Origin of the sequence: Pedobacter cryoconitis, assembly GCF_003259615.1 — a bacterium.
Taxonomy (GTDB): domain Bacteria; phylum Bacteroidota; class Bacteroidia; order Sphingobacteriales; family Sphingobacteriaceae; genus Pedobacter; species Pedobacter cryoconitis.
Map to the genome: position 1 here is coordinate 222,711 of NZ_QLLR01000005.1, position 18,572 is coordinate 241,282.

The window sequence follows — 18,572 nt, forward strand, 5'->3', positions numbered from 1 at the left end:
TCTTTCTTATAAAAATACTGTAACAATAACTAGCTTTGCACTATTGATTAAATATGGAAGATTTTAAAGTACTTCAGGCGAAAATTGCTCAATATGAGAAAGAAAATAAAGAGCTGAAACTGCGCCTGGACGAATTAAATGACTTTGTTGAAAATGCCGCATTGCCGCTCCACTGGGTTAATGCAGAAGGCATAATCATATGGGCTAATCAAGCTGAATTTATTTCACTCGGTTACACAAAAGAAGAATATGTTGGCTTTCCCATCAGTAATTTTCATGCAGATCAGGAAGTGATACAGGATATTCTATATCGGCTCACCAATAATCAAACTCTGCTTAATTATCCGGCCAGACTACTTTGTAAGAATGGGGACATCAAACATGTACTAATCAATTCAAGCGTGTTATGGAGAGACGATAAATTTATTCATACCCGTTGTTTTACCCGGGATATTACGCCCCTGATCAAAGAACAAGAACGCAAAGCACAGCTGATTGATGACCTGGAACAAAATGAAACCAAGCTTAAAATAGCTATAGAGTCCACTAGCCTGGGTACATGGGAATGGAATCCGAAAAACAATAGTTTATTCTGGTCAAATGAATGCAAGCATGTTTTTGGCTATCCTGTTGCTGAACAAATAACTTTTGATGCGTTCAGCGATCTCATCCATCCGGAAGATAAATCCCGCGTAATCAAAGCTATGTATGACTCTGTTGAACCAGCTAGTGATGAAACGCACAACCTTACTTACAGGATTCACCGTTTTGATGATCAAGGATTACGCTGGATTAAAGTGCAATGGAAAAAGAGCTATAAAACAGATCGTTATGCCAGCCTGCTTATTGGAACTACCTTAGATATTACAGACGTTAAACATGCAGAAGAGAAAAGTGCAAAATTAGCTGCTATTATTGATTCCAGTAATGACGCTGTGATCAGCAAGACCTTAAATGGGATTATTACCAGCTGGAATGACTCCGCAGAACGTACTTTCGGATATACTGCTGCTGAAATAATAGGGCAGCCCATACTTAAATTAATACCACCCGACCTTCTGCAGGAAGAGGTGCAAATTCTATCCCGGCTAAGTAAAGGAGAAAGGGTAAATCATTTTGAAACCAGAAGAATCACCAAAACAGGACAGCTGATTGACGTGTCCCTCACTATATCACCTGTTAAAGACAGGGATGGCAAAATTATTGGTTTATCGAAGATTGCCAGAGATATTACCGAGAAAAAACAAGCAGAGCAACGGAAAAATGATTTTGTGGCTATGGTGAGTCACGAATTAAAAACCCCTTTAACGGCACTTACAGGCTATCTTCAGCTATTACTGATACGTTCAAAAAAAGGAGGTGATGAGTTCAGTGTTAAATCATTGATCAGAGCAGAAGCCCAGACTAAAAAAATGGTGTCTTTGATTCATGACTTTTTGAGCCTCGCAAGAATGGAAGAAGGGAAATTGCAAATAGAAAGACGGGAAGTTGAATTACATCCTTTAATGGTTGAAATTGCAGAAGATGCAAAATTCTTAACTTCACAGCATACTATAAAATTAATAGACTGTGAGGAAATTATAATCAATGCCGATAGAGATAAAATCGGGCAGGTATTGATGAATCTGGTCAGCAACGCTATTAAATATTCCCCTGAAGGAGGCCTGATTACGCTGGGTTGCGAAAAACAAGATGGAAAAGTAAAAATATATGTCAGTGACCAGGGGATAGGCATAAGCCCTGCAGATCAAAAAAGACTATTTGAACGTTTTTACCGTGTAAATAATAACGGTATAAAAACAGTACCTGGATTTGGCATAGGCTTATATCTTGTCTCAGAGATTTTACGCTATCACGGTAGTGAAATTGTCGTTGAAAGTGAAGAAAAAGTAGGGTCAGTATTTTATTTCTATTTACGAACCCTCAACTAACCAATAATTTAAACCAAAAAGTACTTCCTTTACCGGCTTCGCTGTCTACACCTATTTCTCCACCATGTTTCCTGATAATCTCCGAACAAATATAGAGTCCAAGACCAAGACCTGAATATTGACTTCCTGTATTATCTACCTGATAATAGCGGTCAAAAATATGCGGAATCTTTTCCTGTGATATTCCAGGCCCCTGATCTTTAACAGAAAGTTTTACATAATCACCAGCACGTTCAACATGAATATTTATTTCTTTTGAGTCCGGAGCATATTTGGTCGCATTAGTAATAAAGTTAGTAATGATCTGGCCAATCCTTTCTGTATCAGCAAAAATCTGTAAATCAGGATCTCCGGTTATTTTAAAGGTATATTTGCCCTCGTAGTTGATATGCTCACAACATTCGTTTATTACTTCAGACAACCCGAATATAGTTTTAGTCAAATGAAGTTGACCATGATTATATTTACTGGTGTTGAGCAGATCCTCAATTAATACACCAACTTTATCCATATTTTTATTAGCCTTTTCAATCAAATTACTCATCATCGCAACGGAAGGATTTTCGACCATTCTTTTCATCAGTTGTAAGGAAACCTTTAAAGCGGTAATCGGGGTTTTCAGTTCATGGCTCGCAATACTGATGAAATCATCCTTTTGCTCTTGCAATAACTTCTGTTCATGAATATCAGTGCATGTCCCGAACCATTTAATGATTTTTCCTTCCGAATTATAAAATGGAGCAGCTCTGCCCAGTACCCAGACATATTCATCAGTATGTTTTTTCAACCGGTATTCAATCTCATAAGGATCACCCGTTTCTAAAGAATGTTGCCATTTTTCACGTGCTCTTTCCCGGTCATCGGGGTGAAACATCTGATTCCAGCCTGCACCTTTAGTATGTTCAAAGTTTGATCCTGTAAAATCGTACCACCTCTGGTTATAATACTCGTGCATTCCTTTGTCATCAGTTACCCAGACCATTTGTATAATCGAATCTGCCAGTTGCCGGAATTGTAAGAAATTTTCCTCTATAACCTTTCTCGCTTCTACTTGTTCTGTTAAATCTGTAGCCACCACAAGTATGCTGTCAGTTTCGCCCGATTGGTTCAGAATAGGCTGATAAAGAACATCAAAATAGTATTTTTTTAAAACACCTTCATTTTCCAGCATGGCTGGAATCTCATATTTTGAGTAGGCAAGACCAGAAATATAAACATCATCCAGTATTTTTAAAAAAGGTTGTCCGTCCAGTTCTGGCAAAGCAGTAGCTAAAGGTTTCCCGATAACAGCGGCAGATTTCCCCCAATACTGTAGAAGTTTATTGTTGGCAGTTTCTATAAGCAGCGCCCTTGATTTAAGTACACCAATTGCTACAGGTGTCTGTGTGATCAGGTTAGCTGACCTGTATTCACTTTCAGCAAGCTTAATTAAATTCTGCTCAATTTGCTGTGTTGTTTTTACCCTGTTCGTGGTTTCATTACAAGTGACCAGTACGCCGCCAATTTCCCCATTCACATCAATTATCCGGCTATAACAGAAAGTCCAGTAAACATCTTCCATTCTGTTATTTCTGTAAATCGGGATCAGCTTATCCTCATTCCAGATTGCTTCACCACCAGCCATCACCTGATCAATTAAGGGTTTGATAACCGGCCATATTTCAGGCCAGCATTCTTCTCCTTTCTGACCCAGTGCTTTCGGATGTTTACCTGGATTCCCTAAGCTAGGCTTATAGGCATCATTATAAAACTGTATCAGGTCAGGACCCCACCAGAGAAACATAGGATATTTTGAATGCAGGATGATACTTAAAGTCGTCAGTAAATTTTGCGACCATTTATCCGGAGTGCCCAGCAACGTTTCAGACCAGTTAAATGAACGGGTTAGCGCACCCATTTCACCACCGCCCTTTAAATATAAAGGGTAGGATAGTAGCGGCCTTTCTTGTAAGGACATAATAATTTAATTCAGCAGATTGTTAAGGCAGATGGTATAGGTTATTAAAATCAAGCAAATTTTAATAAGAAGCAAATAACATGTTATACAATTATAACCATAACACTTATATGTGTATAAAGCACGTATTTATTAAATTCAACCAAGGCACAATGCTTAAATTTCTTGAAGTACTAAAAATATTAGTATAACTTTGTGCCCGCTAATATCTTTATTTTTTAGATTTTCATTTAAGATACCTTATGGAACAATTGAGTTTTTTTGCTGACGCAGGGCAGAGCCCAGGGCTTCCTGCCGAACTTTTAACCTATTATCCCGGTATATTTACCGGGCAGGAATGTAACCATTTGCTGCATAAGTTTATAACCGAAACCCCCTGGAAGCAAAAAGTGGTAAAGATGTATGACAAACAGGTGGTTACTCCAAGGCTTACCGCCTGGTATGCCGATCAGGAAACTTACGATTATACTTCTTTGCGCAGGTCCGAACCTTTAATATGGACACCAGAGCTTTTGTGCATTAAACAACGTGCAGAGGAAATTGCTGGTGTAACTTTTAACAGTGTACTGTTGAATTATTACCGGGACGGAAATGATTCCGTGGCCTGGCACAGTGATAATGAAAAAGCCCTAGGTACCCATCCAGTGATAGCGTCCGTGAGTTTCGGGCAGGTCAGGTCTTTTGACATCAGGAGCAAACAGGACCATTCCAATAAATATGCTATCAAACTGGAAAGTGGTGCTCTTCTGATTATGAAAGGTAATTTACAAGCTGAGTGGGAGCACCGGATTCCAAAATCTGTAAAGCCCATGTGCGCAAGAGTAAACTTAACATTCAGAGTGGTGATTTAACAATTCAACCTGTTGAAAAATAAAATTAACGGTGAAGATTGAGGATTTTTAGCGTGATGTGGTCTTTCAGGCCGCTAAAGAACTTCTTTAATACTTTCTCAAATACGGGATTACTGTTTGGGATTTCAGCAAATAAGGTCATACATGATTTCAGCTTCAGGTCATCCGGACTGCTGAATACCAGGTGTGCATCATTCGTTTCAAGAGCAAGTAGTGTATTACACATTAAAATCAGCCTGGGTCCAAGTACACGGTGATCTAAAAATTCAGCAGCTTCCTGCAGATCTTTTATGCCATAATATTTGGAGTTTTCAGTAAAACCCAGTCCCTGGATCTGCGGAAAAATATACCACATCCAGTGTGTAATTTTTTTACCATTTTGAATTTCCCCAAGCGCAGTTTGGAATACTCCTTTTTGAGCAGTTATAAATCTTTCCAGATCGTGTGATTTCATGTTAATTAATGGTTTTTGAACGCTTTAGCTCTGTTTTCCATAGATTCATGGAGGTATTAAGGTAAACATTTTTTTTTGAAAACTTTTGTTAATTTACAGTGTTCACGCCTTAGTAAACATTAAATCATATCCTATGAAAACAGAAAGTAAAAACGCAAGCCCGAATGAAACCAGCAGATCACCACTTGAAGATCCGACAACTAAATATTTCAAACCACCATTTAAAGAACAAACTCAACCCTGGCCGGGACTGGCATCAAAGATGTCTCCTGTACCAGACCACGGTGAAAAAAGCTATGTTGGTTCTGGCAGGCTCGCCGGCCGCAAAGCACTGATTACTGGCGGTGACTCTGGCATAGGAAGAGCCGCTGCTATTGCATATGCCAGAGAAGGAGCTGATGTAGCTATTAATTACCTGCCTGATGAAGAAGCAGATGCTAAGGAAGTTATTGAGCTGATTAAAAAAGCAGGCCGTAAAGCGATAGCTGTTCCCGGTGATATAAGAACAGAAGAATTTTGCGAAAAGCTCGTTAAGGATGCCGTGAAGGGACTTGGGGGATTAGATATTTTAGTTAATAATGCTGGCAGACAGCAAAGCCATCAGTCTATTCTGGAGCTCAGTACGGAGCAATTTGACTGGACTATGAAAACGAATATATATGCACCTTTTTGGATCACAAAAGCTGCGCTGCCTCATCTTAAACCTGGATCTGTGATTATTGCAACTACTTCAGTCCAAGCTACAGATCCTTCAGCAGATCTCTTTGATTATGCACAGAGTAAAGCCGCAAATACAAGTTTCGTGAGATCACTCGCCAAACAACTTGGGCCTAAAGGTATCCGTGTGAACGGTGTCTCACCCGGCCCGATCTGGACTGTGCTGCAAGTTACCGGAGGATCAACCCAGGAGAAAGTAAAGCAGTTTGGTAAAGAAACTCCATTGGGCAGACCAGGTCAGCCAGCTGAACTGGCTTCTATCTATGTACAGCTGGCCGTCAATGACGCGAGTTATTCTACTGGCCAGATTTATGGCGCAGCAGGGGGAAGCGGACAACCCTAAAATAAATTGGGCAATCCTAAATTGGGTTGCCCAATTTATCGCCTTGGTCTACAAAAGGTATTTCTGTTTTTTTAAGTTAAAACTTCAGATTCAGATGATGAAACGATTTGTCATTCTTAGTAGATTGCTTATTCAATAGCATAAGCAGAACAGATGATGACAAACGAAACCGGCAATACTGAATTCTGGGAATCCAATTTTATCGAAAAGCAGGAAATGTGGGGCTTTGAACCCTCAAACTCTGCGGTCGTGACCAAAGATTTTTTTGTCGGAAAATCAGTTAAAAATATTCTTATTCCCGGAATTGGCTACGGACGGAATGCAAAGGTTTTTACAGACCAGGGAATCGTTGTAACAGGTATTGAAATCTTTCCCCTGTTTTTAATTAAGTGTGAAAAAAGGAAAATTTAACTCTTCAGTTATTCCAGAAAATCCCTGATGTAATTCACAATTTCTTCGGGTTTTTCAGCAAGTATAAAATGCCCGCTATCTTCAATCTTAACTAACTTTAAATCGGTTATATAACCAGGCAGGGAATTTTGCAGCATCTCATACCCGCTGGCACCTATTCCCAGTACAGGTAAAGTGAGTTTACTATAGGATTTACTATCTGCTATATCTTGTGGAAAAGCCTGATACCAACCATTTGATGCCCTTATTCCATCATTGCTATCATAAGCAAAAGCATATACAGCTTTATCAAACTCATTTATACTAACTGGGTTTTTTAGCAGGGTTTTGAAAATCCAATCTATAACTATATACATCCGGCCTTCAAGTAATTGCTCCGGAAGTTCTTTTATTTGATTAAAAGCAAGCCACCATGGATAAACGAAAGTTGCTCCTAATATTGGAACCATGGGAAGCTGATACATTTGTGGATCTGGATGTGGAGTGTCCAGCAGAATCAATTTCGCAGTTTGCGCTGGAAAATTGGCGGCAAAACTAAAAGCAACATGGGCCCCAATATCATGGCCGCCAATATTAATTTTTTCATACCCTAATTTTTTCACAAGCTCAAGAATGTCTCCGGCCATACTCTTTTTATCATAGCCGTCTGCTGGTTTATCAGAACTGCCCATCCCTCGAATGTCTACTACAATAACCCGGTAATTTTCTGCTAGTGCTGGCATTATTTTGTGGTAAGCCCACCATGTCTCCGGCCAGCCAGGAAGCAGAACTAAAGGCTGTCCCTTTCCACCTTCCACATAGTGCAGTTTTATTCCGTTTACTTCCACATAATTGTTTTGAAATCCCGGAAGTGATTTCAAAAGCTCATCGTCTGAATATTGCATTTTAATAAATTTATATTTTTAGTTTTGATTATTCTTTTCAATTGTAAATGCAATAGTAAACACTATTTTTGTAACCGTCAACTGTGTAGTATACTACATGGTTTGCTTTTATTTTACAGCAAAGAATATGAAATTAATCAATCAGCTTTCTAAAGAGACAGGGATTCCCATTGGGACTATCAGATTTTACGAAAAATCAGGGTTGTTCAGCGGTGAAAAGAAGCAGGAAGTGACAACCAATAACTATGTCTATTATGGAGACGATGTTGTTGAAAAATTAAGATTTATACAGATGGCAAAAGCTGTAGGCTTTACGCTGGCCGAAATTAAAGAAGTTGTTGATGCCTGGTATCAAAAGAAGATCAGCCGAAATGCAAAAATTGAAGTCCTTGATAGAAAACTAATCCAGATAGACGCGAAAATAAGTGAGTTAAAGGCCGTCAAAAAGCAAATTGCTATTTGTAAGTTTAATATTGAAAACGGGGTTGGGCCAAATAATAACTGAGGTGTGCTTATGTAATTCAGAACATTGAAATTAATGTTTTAAATTGCGCAATGAATCGAATAGACCGTCTTTCTGCTATCCTTATTCAACTACAGTCGCGCAGAACGGTGAGAGCCAGGGATATTGCCGATCGTTACCGCATCAGTTTAAGAACTGTCTACAGAGATATAAGCGCTCTGGAAGAAGCCGGAATTCCCATTATTGGAGAATCAGGTATCGGTTACTCCTTAGAAGAAGGCTATAGATTACCCCCGGTGATGTTTACGCGCGAAGAAGCAACCGCTCTGATTACCGCAGAAAAACTAGTAGCCCGGCTCACAGAGGCTACGCATGCCAGTTTGTTCTCTAATGCATTAGATAAAATACGCGCTGTGCTTGAACCCGGTGATAAAGATTACCTGAATCATATGGAAGGCAAAATAGAGATTATGCAGCATATCTTTCCTCAGCAAGGCATGAAGCAGGATGATATTCTGAAAATTATATTGGCAGGACTTGGAGATCACCTGGTCATGAAGATGAATTACTTTACACATTATAAACAAGAAGAAACAAAGCGGACTATTGAGCCTGTAGGCATATTTTATGTGAATCGTTACTGGCATCTGTTCGCTTTTTGCCGGGATAAAAATGATTACAGGGATTTTAGATTCGATCGGATAAAACAGATCTCCTCAACTGACATTAAATTTAAAACGCAGCATCCAACCTTGAAGAGCCTTTTAAATGCGCAGTACGAAGCTACCAAACTGGAAGAAGTGACTTTACTGCTCTCACACCAGGGAGCCCTTCAAATCAGCGATTCAAAATATTACTTTGGCTATATCTCAGAACGCAATACAACTGCCGGAATAGAAATGGAGTTTCTAACGATGTCTGTCGAAGGTTTCGCGCGCTGGTATATTTCGATCGCCGATTATGCAACGATCCTTTATTCAGATAGCTTAAAAACAAGCGTAAAATCATTGTTTGCTTCCTTCGCCGAGACGGTGAAAACTATTTAAAAACTTGCTGACACAAGGCTGTCACAACCTGAATGTTTCTTTGCAGTATTAAAATTAAAAGAAACACAAGATGAAAACAGCATTAAATGCTAATTACAATCAAGACGCACTCCAGGATGAAGCGCTGGTCAAATTAATCCCAACTGGTGGAAACCTTAGTGTTGCCGCAGATTAAGGCGGATATTTAATGGCTGCTTATGCACTGGCCCAATTTGTTTTTTCGCCCGTTCTTGGCGGCTTAAGTGACCAATTTGGAAGGCGGCCCATCTTATTGATTTCCTTATTCGGCTTAGGCATAGACTATGTTTTTCTTTCTTTTGCACCTTCCGTATTTTGGTTATTTGTTGGACGGATTATCGCCGGTCTGGCAGGGGCGAGTGTGAGTACTGCACTGGCTTATATTGCAGATATTTCTGAACCTGCACAGAAATCCAGAAATTTCGGATTGGTCGGGGCCGTTTTCGGCATTGGTTTTATATTAGGCCCAGTTATCGGAGGGCTGTTCAGTACGTATGGTTTGAGAGTCCCTTTTATGATTTCTGCCGGACTGGCTTTGGCCAACTGGTTATATGGCTATTTTTTATTGCCAGAATCATTGTCAGCAGAGAACAGGCGGAGATTTTCATGGAAAAGGGCAAATCCTGCCGGTGCATTTGTAAATATTGCCAAGTACCCTGCAATAATGGGTTTACTGGTCACCTTGTTTTTACTTTATATCGCTAATCACTCAGTCAATTCCAATTGGTCTTACTATGTGATTGAAAAATTCAGGTGGGATTCAACGATGATAGGTTATTCATTAGGACTGGTAGGATTGGTTCTGGCACTTGTTCAAGGCGTGCTAATCCGGTACATTGTTTCCGAAAGACAGCAAAAACTGGCCATTTACTACGGACTTATTTTATATAGTATAGTGTTCATCTGTTTTGCATTTGTGGCTGGTGGTCTGTGGGTTATGCTTTTCATTTTGCCTTATGGACTGGCAGGAATTGGTGGTCCGGCAATGCAAAGTTTAATCTCAAATCAAGCTGCTCCAAATTCACAAGGAGAGTTGCAGGGGATGATCACCGGTTTGCAAAGTCTGGCTGCAATTATTGGTCCCTGGATTATAAGTCACATTTTTGTTTATTTCATTAGCTCAGCTGCGCCTGTATATTTTCCTGGTGCACCATTTCTTTTTAGTGCTGTTTTAACCCTGATCGGTTTAGTCATTGCTTTAAAAACCATCAGGAAATATCACTAGTGTTTTTTCGGTTACAGGATTGATTGAAATGGATACATACCCTGCAGCGCAGAAGCCTATATTTGTTGCAGATCTTGTGGAATAGGTATCGTGTTCATCATCAGATCCGAAACGCTCAATAATTTATTAACTTCGCATGGAGCAGATGATTTCTTTCCATGCGCTAATTTTTAATCATGACCAGGGAAAATTCAAAACCAGTTATCTTTGATAGTATATCGGCACTTCTTAAGGCGTTAGGTTTACCCAAACCATTACATCCTTTAATTGCGCTTGTCAACTACAAGGATATTAAGGTTGATACTACAGAAGTTGGTAAGGGGTATCTGCTTAGCTTTTTTAAGATCTCTTTTAAAGAACACTTTGCCGGACAGATCAGGTATGGACAAGGACATTATGACTTTGAAGAGGGGGGCTTGTCCTTCACAGCGCCAAATCAGTTAATCGCTGCTGCCATTGAGGAGAAGGATTATAGCGGATACACGCTGTTGTTTCATCCAGACTTTATAAGAAATTATCCTTTGGGAAGGCAGCTCGCTAAATATGGTTTTTTTTCTTATTCAGTTGCTGAGGCTTTATATCTTTCTGATAAAGAGAAGAAGGTAATCTTTTCAGTTTTTGATAATATTGGACTAGAACTTGATACTAATATTGATCATTTTAGCCAGGATGTATTAATCTCGCAAATCGAGACATTGCTGAATTACAGCAACCGTTTTTACGGCCGGCAATTTATCACCAGGAAATTGGTACACCATGATTTAATCGCTGAAATGGAAGCCTATTTACTGGATATTTTCAAAACAGATCAATCGCTTGTGGATGGCTTACCCACAGTGACAACTATTGCAGGTCATCTGAAAGTTTCCCCCCGGTATTTAAATGATATGCTGCGCTCTTTAACAGGGCAGACCACACAGCAACATATTCATAATAAGCTGATCGATAAGGCAAAAGATATACTCAGTACAAGTAACCTTACAGTTGCTGAAATTGCTTATAGCCTGGGTTTTGAACATCCTCAGTCATTCAACAGACTGTTCAAGACCAAGGTGAAAGTTTCACCGCTTGAATTCAGACAATCCTTTAGTTAATCTCCTTTAATTTATTATTGCAAATAAACGGATGAGAAAAAATAATTAGGGGTTGTAAACCCATAACTCGTCAAAAATGAAATTTGGAGATAAGAAATCGGTAAGCTGTTCAAAATCATCATGTTCTTCTGGCAGAGACAGGCCAATTCCTTCAATACCATCAATTTGAACAAAACCTGACCAGGCAATTTGCCTGGAAGAATTCCTGATGACATCATTAATATTCATTCCCGGCCAGAGTTTGTGATCATAAATTCCCGGAAACAACTTATTGCAGGAGATAGCAGTAATCAATTCTGTACGTGGTGTATAATAAATAGTTATAAGACCTTTATTAAGGATAGCTATAGTATCATTTTCCATTATTATTTTATCATTTGATTCTAACCGATCAAGAAAAGAACCGGCAGTTGCCCCTAAACAAATACCTCCAATAGAATGACCCGGAATGATTAAATTATTTAACTTCATAAGGTGATTTTCAGGAGATATTTTTTTGTTGTTTTAAATCTGCTTTTGCAATCCAGCTTAAAAAAGAAGTGTCTGCGCCACCGATCTCAATGATTCTGTTTTGGAACATCATGAATCCAAGTCCATGCTCAGTATCCCACGAACAAGAAAATTCATATCCGATATAGGGAAATTTATCTTGATAAACTGAAAAAATATGTATTCCAACCGGAGATAATAAGTCAGCAAAATCTTTGATAGCCATCACATCTGGCATGAAATCCTGTTTGTCAGAGCAACTATAACCGTATTCATTTTGCAGGGTAGGGTACTGTTCTAATAGTCCGGTTAAAATAACTTCTAATATTTTTGATTGGTTATCAGCAATATATGCTAAGCCTCTTTTGTGGTTTGCGGATGCTTTTTTAATAGGTTTATCACCAATCAAGTCATATTGAAATTCGCTTGTATCTTCCTGAAAGAAAGCTTGCCATCCTTTCAATTCAATAAAATCTGTAAAATCCTCTTCTTCTTCAGTATTATCCTTTGATAACATGACGGGATGTTCTAAATGTTTATTGAAAAATCCGATACAACCGGCACCTCCGGTAAAGATATATTCCGGATTTTCCTCATAACATAAACGCAGGTATTTTAATGCCTCTTCTTCCTGCCCGCATTCCAGGCAACAATCACCATTGTAATAATTGTTGATATAGGCAGGATTTTTTTTGCTTAAAGAATGACGGTCGCTCATTTCAAGCCAGCGTTTCATGTTTTCAAAGTCTTTAACAGCAATATACTCATTGATCATTCTACCAATAATAATGCTCCCCATATGTATTTCATACTTCCCATCATCTGCTTGTGCCCATTTTTCCTCGATGAAGCTGATCAGGTCTTTATCTTCAAGTTTATTTTTTTTGAGTGAGAACTTATCGAGAAAAGTATCAATTGCTGTTATTATTTCTGCTGCGTTTGACATGAATAATTTTTTGGATGTTGTATGCTATAATTGGATATTGTATGTTATAATTGGTTGTTGTATGCTATAAATAGTCGTTCATAAAAATGACTTTCTACAGTTGCAGATCGCGCTGATCGGTTTCTATATGGACAATTTCAATAAGTTTTCCGGATGCAGATAATCGTAATGCGGTCAGTCCGTAACCATAAGCAGCACCTGTGTCAATATTCCACGATTGTGAATCTTCATTAAACTCTGGCTTTCTTGCTTTCAATGGTGTATGCCCATGTATTTGTATTTTATCTATGTTTTTTAAAGGTAGCCTGTTCCACAATACACCATCAAAATTACTTTCTTCAAAAGGGGCTTCTGTAGCTGAAATCCCAGCATGAGTGACCATAATCGATTTGTTGCCAAACGTTAAAGGCATGTCTTGCAACCAGCCCACTGCTTTATTCAAATCACTTTGATTAGACTTGAAATTTTCCAATGTTTGGTATCCTCCCTGATCAGTCCAGTATTTATTGTGCCCGGAAAGCATATATGTTATCATTTCTGCTTCATGATTTCCTTTAAGAAATATCGTATTCTCATACATAGCCGATAATTTCATACATTCCTCTACCACCAGGGCGCTATAATTTCCACGGTCAATTAAATCTCCAACAGAAACCAGGTATTCTTTACCGGTATTCCAATGCTTTAATATTGCAGAGAACGTAAAAAAACAGCCGTGAATATCTCCGATAATAAAGTAGTCAATTTATAGTTTAGCTTTTGGTGTACGCAATAACTCTTCTTTAAATTCTTGAGTTAAAATTGGATGTAAGTCTTCGAATTCCCAAAGTCGCATCGGGGTAATCTGAATATGCTCAACAGGATACCAGACTTTAACATAATTCCTGATCGCTGTTTTTGCTTTCTCAATTTCACCTGTTAACACGAATAGCCGTGCAGCCAGCAGGTGATCATCTTCGTTGGTCAGTTCTTCAGCGAATTTTTCATAATAAGCCAGGCTTTCTGCCGTATTGCCCTCCTCAAACATAAAACCCAATAGATATTCAGCTCCTTTAACGGTATCATGTGTCAATTTAGGCTTGTATTTTTTTAATTGTGCAATAAAGTCATTCATTCCTTTTCCGTTTTCAATGATTTGAAGAGGTGTTGCATCAATTGTTAAGGTTTTCTTACCCTTTAACTTTGCCAGATGCTGTTTCACCTGGTGTTTATAGGTATCAAAACGATGGTCTTCTAAACCTGCTTTTTCCTTTTCAGCTAAATAGGTTTTATAGAAATTTTCGGCTCTTTTCTTCTGATCACTCCGGATCGCTGCACTTGTATAAGCAAAAAAGTGCTCAAATAAAACATTTCCTGCGTACCACTGCCCATCAAATGGCAAAGCCTGCTCATCATTTGTCATCGCCAGTTCGTCATTGCTGCTGAAATAGTTTATTTCTGCCAGAACAATTGCTTTCTGCGGTTCAAAATCTTTAATTTCTGTCAGCTTTGCTAATCCCAATTCTATTTGCCCATTTCTTAAAATGTCAAATATGTCCCGCAATTTCTTTGGTATTTTAACGATGTCCATATAAATCTCCCTCTGTTTCGTCTTTAGATAAATAATTCACGCAATATATCAACAAATATGGATTGAATAAAAGATAATATACACTTAAGATAGCACCTTATGATCGGAAACTTTTATCAAATCAGTAGGTTTCTCTGCCAAAAGCCTTCCTGAACCGGTAGCCCCAAAATTAAGATAACCGGAGGCAGCCGATTCCGGGAAGCTTTTTATTTTACCGGTTATCCAGCCAGTTTAAGAACAAGGTCGCTTTATCTTTTCCAATAATCAGCGGTTCAGGTGTAGAAATATTCAGTTTAACGCTGAGTTTGCGGGCAAAGTAATGTTCCACTTCCTTTACAGCACTGTAATTAATCAGATACTGACGATTGATCCGAAAGAATAAATGCGGGTTCAGTACTTTATGAAGTTCTTCTAACGATTGTGAAATTCCATATTCTTCCCCGGTAATGGTTACTATAATCGTCATTTCATCCCGGATATAAAAGCAGGCAATGTGATCAGTTTGTATCGTGATATATTTATTGTTTTTAAAGACCAGAAAACCCGTTTTCCCTGCTGGATTATTCAGCAGATTATTGATTTTAAGTGAGGCTTGCTCATTAACCTGAAAGAAGTTTTTAAGCATAAAAACCTTTTCAAATGCAGTTTTGAGGCTATCCGCTGAAAAAGGTTTTAAAATATAATCAATACCATTTGTCTTAAAAGCATCCATCGCATACTCATCGAAAGCTGTACAAAAAATAACAGGCGAACTTACCTGTACTTGCTTGAAAATCTCAAAACAATTACCATCTGCGAGCTGAACATCCATGAAGATCAGATCGGGGTAAGCATGCCCGGAAAGATAAGTTACCGCTGTTTTGACACTTTGGATTGTCGCTGCAATCTGCGCAGAAGGCTGGAGTGACAAAATCATTTTTGCCAGTGCTTTGGCTGTTTTGATCTCATCCTCTATGATTACAATACTTATCATATCAATGGCAGTTTAACGGTAAATGAATCGGCACTTTCCTCTATTACTATGCTGCGCTGGATTAAATGCTGATAGCGCAGGTTTATATTTTCCAATCCCATTTTTAAAGAAGGACCGGCTGTCATTTTTAACTGCAAATTATTTTGAACGTGCAGCATATTTTGTTTGATAAACAGCGAAATCGTTAAAGGCTGTTCGAGTGAGACTATATTATGTTTAATACAATTCTCTACCAATAATTGCAAGGTGAATGGTGGTATCAACGACGTTGCGCAATTCGGAGGTAATTGATCCTGAAAATTAATCCCTTCTTCGAATCTGGCACTTAACAGGAATATATAGGAGCGTAAGATCGTTAATTCGTCCGCTAACGGGATAATATCCTGTTTGCGCTGCTCAAGCGTGAATCTATAAAAATCTGAAAGGTTTAAAATAAATTCTGATACATGTTTATCATTTATTTCTACCATTGATTTCAGGGTATTCAGGCTGTTAAAAAGGAAATGCGGATTAACCTGCTGTTTCAGTGACTCATATTGTGCACTCAGGTGATCAGCTTTTACCTGTTCCAGTTCCAGTTCAATGTTATGACTTCTGTAAGTTTGATAGAGAAAATATAAAAACATATATATGGTCAGGTTGATCAGTATTCCCCTAAACTGGTACATCAAAATCATAGTATAAAAATAATACTTTGGGAATAACACCTGGTGGATACTAACCAGCATCACCATCAGCGCTATTCCAAAGCAGATACTGTAGAGCAGCCTGAGGTTAAAAAACCTGTTGGTTACCTGGATACTGGAAAACTTCGGAAGTCTGTAAATGTTAAAGTACCAAATAGCGATGGAGAATAAAAAAGCAATCGAAGCGTCTGCTGCCAGTTCTATCAGGGTTACATGCAGCTGCAGAATTTTTGGTATAGAGGCGAGTATGCCCATAAACAAGGAGCTGAACCAAATGATTTTTGCAGAGACAAAAAAGATTGATTTATGGGCCGGATGGTTGATTTTGTTAAATAGCATGAACTGATTTAAGGCATTATTGCAGCTTTTTGCGCTAAGATATATTTTATTCGTGCCTGTTCGGTCAAAGGATTGGTCTGCCATTTTCCTGTATACGTTTTATAGGAGGTCCGGATAGTATTTCCATTGGCTTTTGTAGTCACCATTTCGACCCTTTGAAAGGGGCCTGGAATTTTTGCACCGAACCATCTTTCATCGTCCTGTTGTTTCCAGCTCACTAATGCAAACACCATACCGCTGGTGGTACTATCTTCTTTGGATTTTGTATATTTCAGGGCGGCCTCATTGCCATATAGCGTTGACATGGTCGCTTCTTTTTTATTGATCATGGAGGTAATTACTTTCAGGCCCAATTGGTTGAAATGCAATTCCACCGGCAGGTTTGCGGCCTCATTTAATTCACCAGCATGGTTATTGTTTTGTTTACAGCCGATTGCGATCAGCAATAGTAAAATAAGGGCTGAATATTGAATTTTAAATCGCATAACTTAATGTTTAACTGGAAGGGTGAATACAAAATCATTATTAGAAACAGGGCGGTGACAATTGACACATTCTGTTGCGTATCCTATATTTTTACCATAAGGCAGCAGTTTCATGGTCTTAAATCTTGCCCAGCCCCAACCTTTGGTACTTTTATATTTATCACTGTCTTTAATCATATATTCCACTTGCTTAAATGCTCCGGCTTTCGTATTTCCGTCGGAATCCTGCAGTTTATCCCAGGCAACTTTAGCGAAAATAGTGCCTTCAGGCCACGGGTTAATCTGGTGTTCTGCTATGGCTTTAATGGCAATGGGATTTCCAAAAATTACACGCATCGTGTTATTATCTATCCGGTCAGTTGTACTTACCACCTGCCAATTTTTATAATCAGGCTGATAAGGTACGCCAGAGATCGTTTTCGGTAATTCTTCTGCTTTAAGATGCTGTTCATTCCAATTGTTGAACTGTTTGTCTGCGGCATTCATCAGCGCAGTATCTGCGGGATGCTCTTTAATCATGCCTGCAATATAATTCTTGACTATGGCTATTTCGGCTGGTTTCAGGTTAGCTGAAGGGTGCAGCAGCTGGTAACTTTTCAGCGGCATGGTTCCGGTAGTCATCTGATTAAGAATTTCAAAAAGCTTAGCCTTTTGATCACCCGCAGCCATGTTGCCCCATTCAGAAAAGTTAAGACCCGCTTTTCCTTCTTTAATATCCGCGAGCGCAATACTGTAGGCGGGCTGAAGATGGTCAAACCATTTGAGATCCGGCTCATTGGAATGACAATCATAACAGGCAGCTTTTAAAATGGCTTTTACATTTTCCGGGCCGTTAAAATCTGCGGTTACGGGTTCCTTTTTTAATTCGGGTTTATAAGCTTGAAGAATGCCAAAGCAGATTAGCAGAATGGCTAATACTTGTATTGTTCTCCGTTTATAGAAGGGTTGATTCATGGTTTCAATTGTTTGACTACATAAATCTACCTAAATGGAAGTTTGCATGAAAGGGGAAAATGGGCAGGCTGGCGCAATCGTCCGGGAACTGGACAGAAACCGGCTCCATTTATCAGCGCTATTATTAAATGTGTAAATTGTGCTGGTTATTAAAATAATGTACCGGTCCATGGAATTAAGAAAGCAAATAGAACCACAAATGGATATTGCTGAAAAACGTTATCCTCAGATTTTGAAACTCGTGCTGGATTACGCTGATTTTTGTAATGAAAATGGCGATGAGAACAATAGCGAATATAAAAATCTGGAAGCAAGCTTACACCAGCTCACAGCAAAGGATATTTCGCAATTTAATCTTAGTGAATGGTGGGAAGAAGAAGGAGCAGAGGTTTTATCATTCAGAATTGGTTTGCCAGACCCCTTAAGGATTGAAGACCTTAAAAGGGAAGAATTGGAAGAAGTCATTTACCGGATCGGAAATTTCAAACCTCCTGAACCGGGAGACATAACCTTTAAAGCACAATTCAGCGCTTACCTGGATAACTATTATCATCAGTTTTTAGCGCTGAATTTTAAAACTTACAGCTATAATAAAATATTTGCCAGGCAAAAGGACAAGGATAAAAAAGAATTTTGGTATACTGAAAATGAGAAAGCTGCCTTGCTGTGGAACGAAGGAAAATATTAGAACGGTTATTTGAAATTCTCAAACATTGGATTGATTTTGTTAAATTAA

The 18,572-nt window shown here is 38.7% G+C and carries 20 protein-coding genes; 9 read left to right on the top strand and 11 right to left on the bottom strand.

Going from position 1 to position 18,572, the window contains the following annotated elements:
* The first annotated feature begins 53 nt into the window (after positions 1–53).
* On the top strand, positions 54–1,931 hold the full coding sequence (locus tag LY11_RS08575; protein WP_111633296.1) for a PAS domain S-box protein: 1,878 nt from the start codon (positions 54–56) through the stop codon (positions 1,929–1,931).
* Here LY11_RS08575 and LY11_RS08580 read toward each other — a convergent pair.
* Positions 1,924–3,888, bottom strand: coding sequence for an ATP-binding protein (locus LY11_RS08580; RefSeq protein WP_111633297.1), 1,965 nt, complete (start codon positions 3,886–3,888; stop codon positions 1,924–1,926). The two genes, LY11_RS08575 and LY11_RS08580, sit on opposite strands and share 8 nt — an antisense overlap.
* A gap of 242 nt (positions 3,889–4,130) precedes the next feature.
* Here LY11_RS08580 and LY11_RS08585 point away from each other — a divergent pair, with 242 nt between their 5' ends.
* Complete coding sequence (locus LY11_RS08585) at positions 4,131–4,739, top strand: alpha-ketoglutarate-dependent dioxygenase AlkB family protein (RefSeq protein WP_111633298.1); 609 nt, start codon at positions 4,131–4,133, stop codon at positions 4,737–4,739.
* A 25-nt stretch (positions 4,740–4,764) separates the two neighbouring features.
* On the opposite strand, the gene LY11_RS08590 is transcribed toward LY11_RS08585, so the two are convergent.
* Positions 4,765–5,193, bottom strand: coding sequence for a DUF1810 domain-containing protein (locus tag LY11_RS08590; protein ID WP_111633299.1), 429 nt, complete (start codon positions 5,191–5,193; stop codon positions 4,765–4,767).
* 133 nt (positions 5,194–5,326) lie between these two features.
* Here LY11_RS08590 and LY11_RS08595 point away from each other — a divergent pair, with 133 nt between their 5' ends.
* Together LY11_RS08595 and LY11_RS08600 are read left to right on the top strand one after the other, a co-directional pair.
* Positions 5,327–6,253, top strand: coding sequence for an SDR family oxidoreductase (locus LY11_RS08595; protein WP_111633300.1), 927 nt, complete (start codon positions 5,327–5,329; stop codon positions 6,251–6,253).
* A 153-nt stretch (positions 6,254–6,406) separates the two neighbouring features.
* Positions 6,407–6,664, top strand: coding sequence for a methyltransferase domain-containing protein (locus LY11_RS08600; RefSeq protein ID WP_245952662.1), 258 nt, complete (start codon positions 6,407–6,409; stop codon positions 6,662–6,664).
* A gap of 8 nt (positions 6,665–6,672) precedes the next feature.
* On the opposite strand, the gene LY11_RS08605 is transcribed toward LY11_RS08600, so the two are convergent.
* A complete protein-coding gene (locus LY11_RS08605) occupies positions 6,673–7,548 on the bottom strand; it encodes an alpha/beta fold hydrolase (protein WP_111633301.1) in 876 nt (291 codons plus the stop codon).
* 127 nt (positions 7,549–7,675) lie between these two features.
* Between LY11_RS08605 and LY11_RS08610 the strand changes: the two genes are divergently transcribed.
* The 4 genes from LY11_RS08610 (at position 7,676) to LY11_RS08625 (ending at position 11,394) form a co-directional block, all read left to right on the top strand.
* Positions 7,676–8,053 carry a MerR family transcriptional regulator gene (locus LY11_RS08610; RefSeq protein ID WP_111633345.1) on the top strand — a complete coding sequence of 126 codons (378 nt, stop codon included), beginning with the start codon at positions 7,676–7,678 and terminating at the stop codon, positions 8,051–8,053.
* 50 nt (positions 8,054–8,103) lie between these two features.
* Positions 8,104–9,057 carry a helix-turn-helix transcriptional regulator gene (locus LY11_RS08615; protein WP_111633302.1) on the top strand — a complete coding sequence of 318 codons (954 nt, stop codon included), beginning with the start codon at positions 8,104–8,106 and terminating at the stop codon, positions 9,055–9,057.
* A gap of 187 nt (positions 9,058–9,244) precedes the next feature.
* Complete coding sequence (locus tag LY11_RS08620) at positions 9,245–10,300, top strand: TCR/Tet family MFS transporter (protein ID WP_111633303.1); 1,056 nt, start codon at positions 9,245–9,247, stop codon at positions 10,298–10,300.
* A gap of 176 nt (positions 10,301–10,476) precedes the next feature.
* A complete protein-coding gene (locus tag LY11_RS08625) occupies positions 10,477–11,394 on the top strand; it encodes a helix-turn-helix domain-containing protein (RefSeq protein ID WP_111633304.1) in 918 nt (305 codons plus the stop codon).
* A gap of 45 nt (positions 11,395–11,439) precedes the next feature.
* Here the strand turns inward: LY11_RS08625 and LY11_RS08630 are convergent, their stop codons facing one another.
* The 8 genes from LY11_RS08630 to LY11_RS08665 all read right to left on the bottom strand — a co-directional run bounded on the left by LY11_RS08630 (position 11,440) and on the right by LY11_RS08665 (position 17,836).
* Complete coding sequence (locus LY11_RS08630; RefSeq protein WP_111633305.1) at positions 11,440–11,865, bottom strand: hypothetical protein; 426 nt, start codon at positions 11,863–11,865, stop codon at positions 11,440–11,442.
* A 10-nt stretch (positions 11,866–11,875) separates the two neighbouring features.
* The gene (locus LY11_RS26875) at positions 11,876–12,829 is read right to left on the bottom strand and encodes a DUF6985 domain-containing protein (protein WP_211321511.1); all 954 of its coding nucleotides are present in this window, start codon (positions 12,827–12,829) and stop codon (positions 11,876–11,878) included.
* Between the two features lie 94 nt (positions 12,830–12,923).
* Entirely contained in the window at positions 12,924–13,574 is a 651-nt protein-coding gene (locus tag LY11_RS08640; RefSeq protein ID WP_111633306.1) for a metallophosphoesterase, read from the bottom strand.
* Positions 13,575–14,399, bottom strand: coding sequence for a hypothetical protein (locus tag LY11_RS08645; RefSeq protein ID WP_111633307.1), 825 nt, complete (start codon positions 14,397–14,399; stop codon positions 13,575–13,577).
* A gap of 211 nt (positions 14,400–14,610) precedes the next feature.
* Positions 14,611–15,372, bottom strand: a complete 762-nt coding sequence (locus LY11_RS08650; protein ID WP_211321512.1) for a LytR/AlgR family response regulator transcription factor — start codon at positions 15,370–15,372, stop codon at positions 14,611–14,613.
* On the bottom strand, positions 15,369–16,397 hold the full coding sequence (locus LY11_RS08655; RefSeq protein WP_111633308.1) for a sensor histidine kinase: 1,029 nt from the start codon (positions 16,395–16,397) through the stop codon (positions 15,369–15,371). The genes LY11_RS08650 and LY11_RS08655 overlap by 4 nt, the downstream gene beginning before the upstream one ends.
* Positions 16,398–16,405: 8 nt before the next feature.
* Positions 16,406–16,882: a cytochrome P460 family protein gene (locus tag LY11_RS08660; protein WP_111633309.1), complete on the bottom strand. Its 477-nt coding sequence runs from the start codon at positions 16,880–16,882 to the stop codon at positions 16,406–16,408.
* Between the two features lie 3 nt (positions 16,883–16,885).
* On the bottom strand, positions 16,886–17,836 hold the full coding sequence (locus LY11_RS08665) for a heme-binding domain-containing protein (RefSeq protein WP_111633310.1): 951 nt from the start codon (positions 17,834–17,836) through the stop codon (positions 16,886–16,888).
* Positions 17,837–18,005: 169 nt separating this feature from the next.
* Between LY11_RS08665 and LY11_RS08670 the strand changes: the two genes are divergently transcribed.
* Positions 18,006–18,524 carry a hypothetical protein gene (locus LY11_RS08670; protein ID WP_111633311.1) on the top strand — a complete coding sequence of 173 codons (519 nt, stop codon included), beginning with the start codon at positions 18,006–18,008 and terminating at the stop codon, positions 18,522–18,524.
* Positions 18,525–18,572 lie beyond the last annotated feature (48 nt).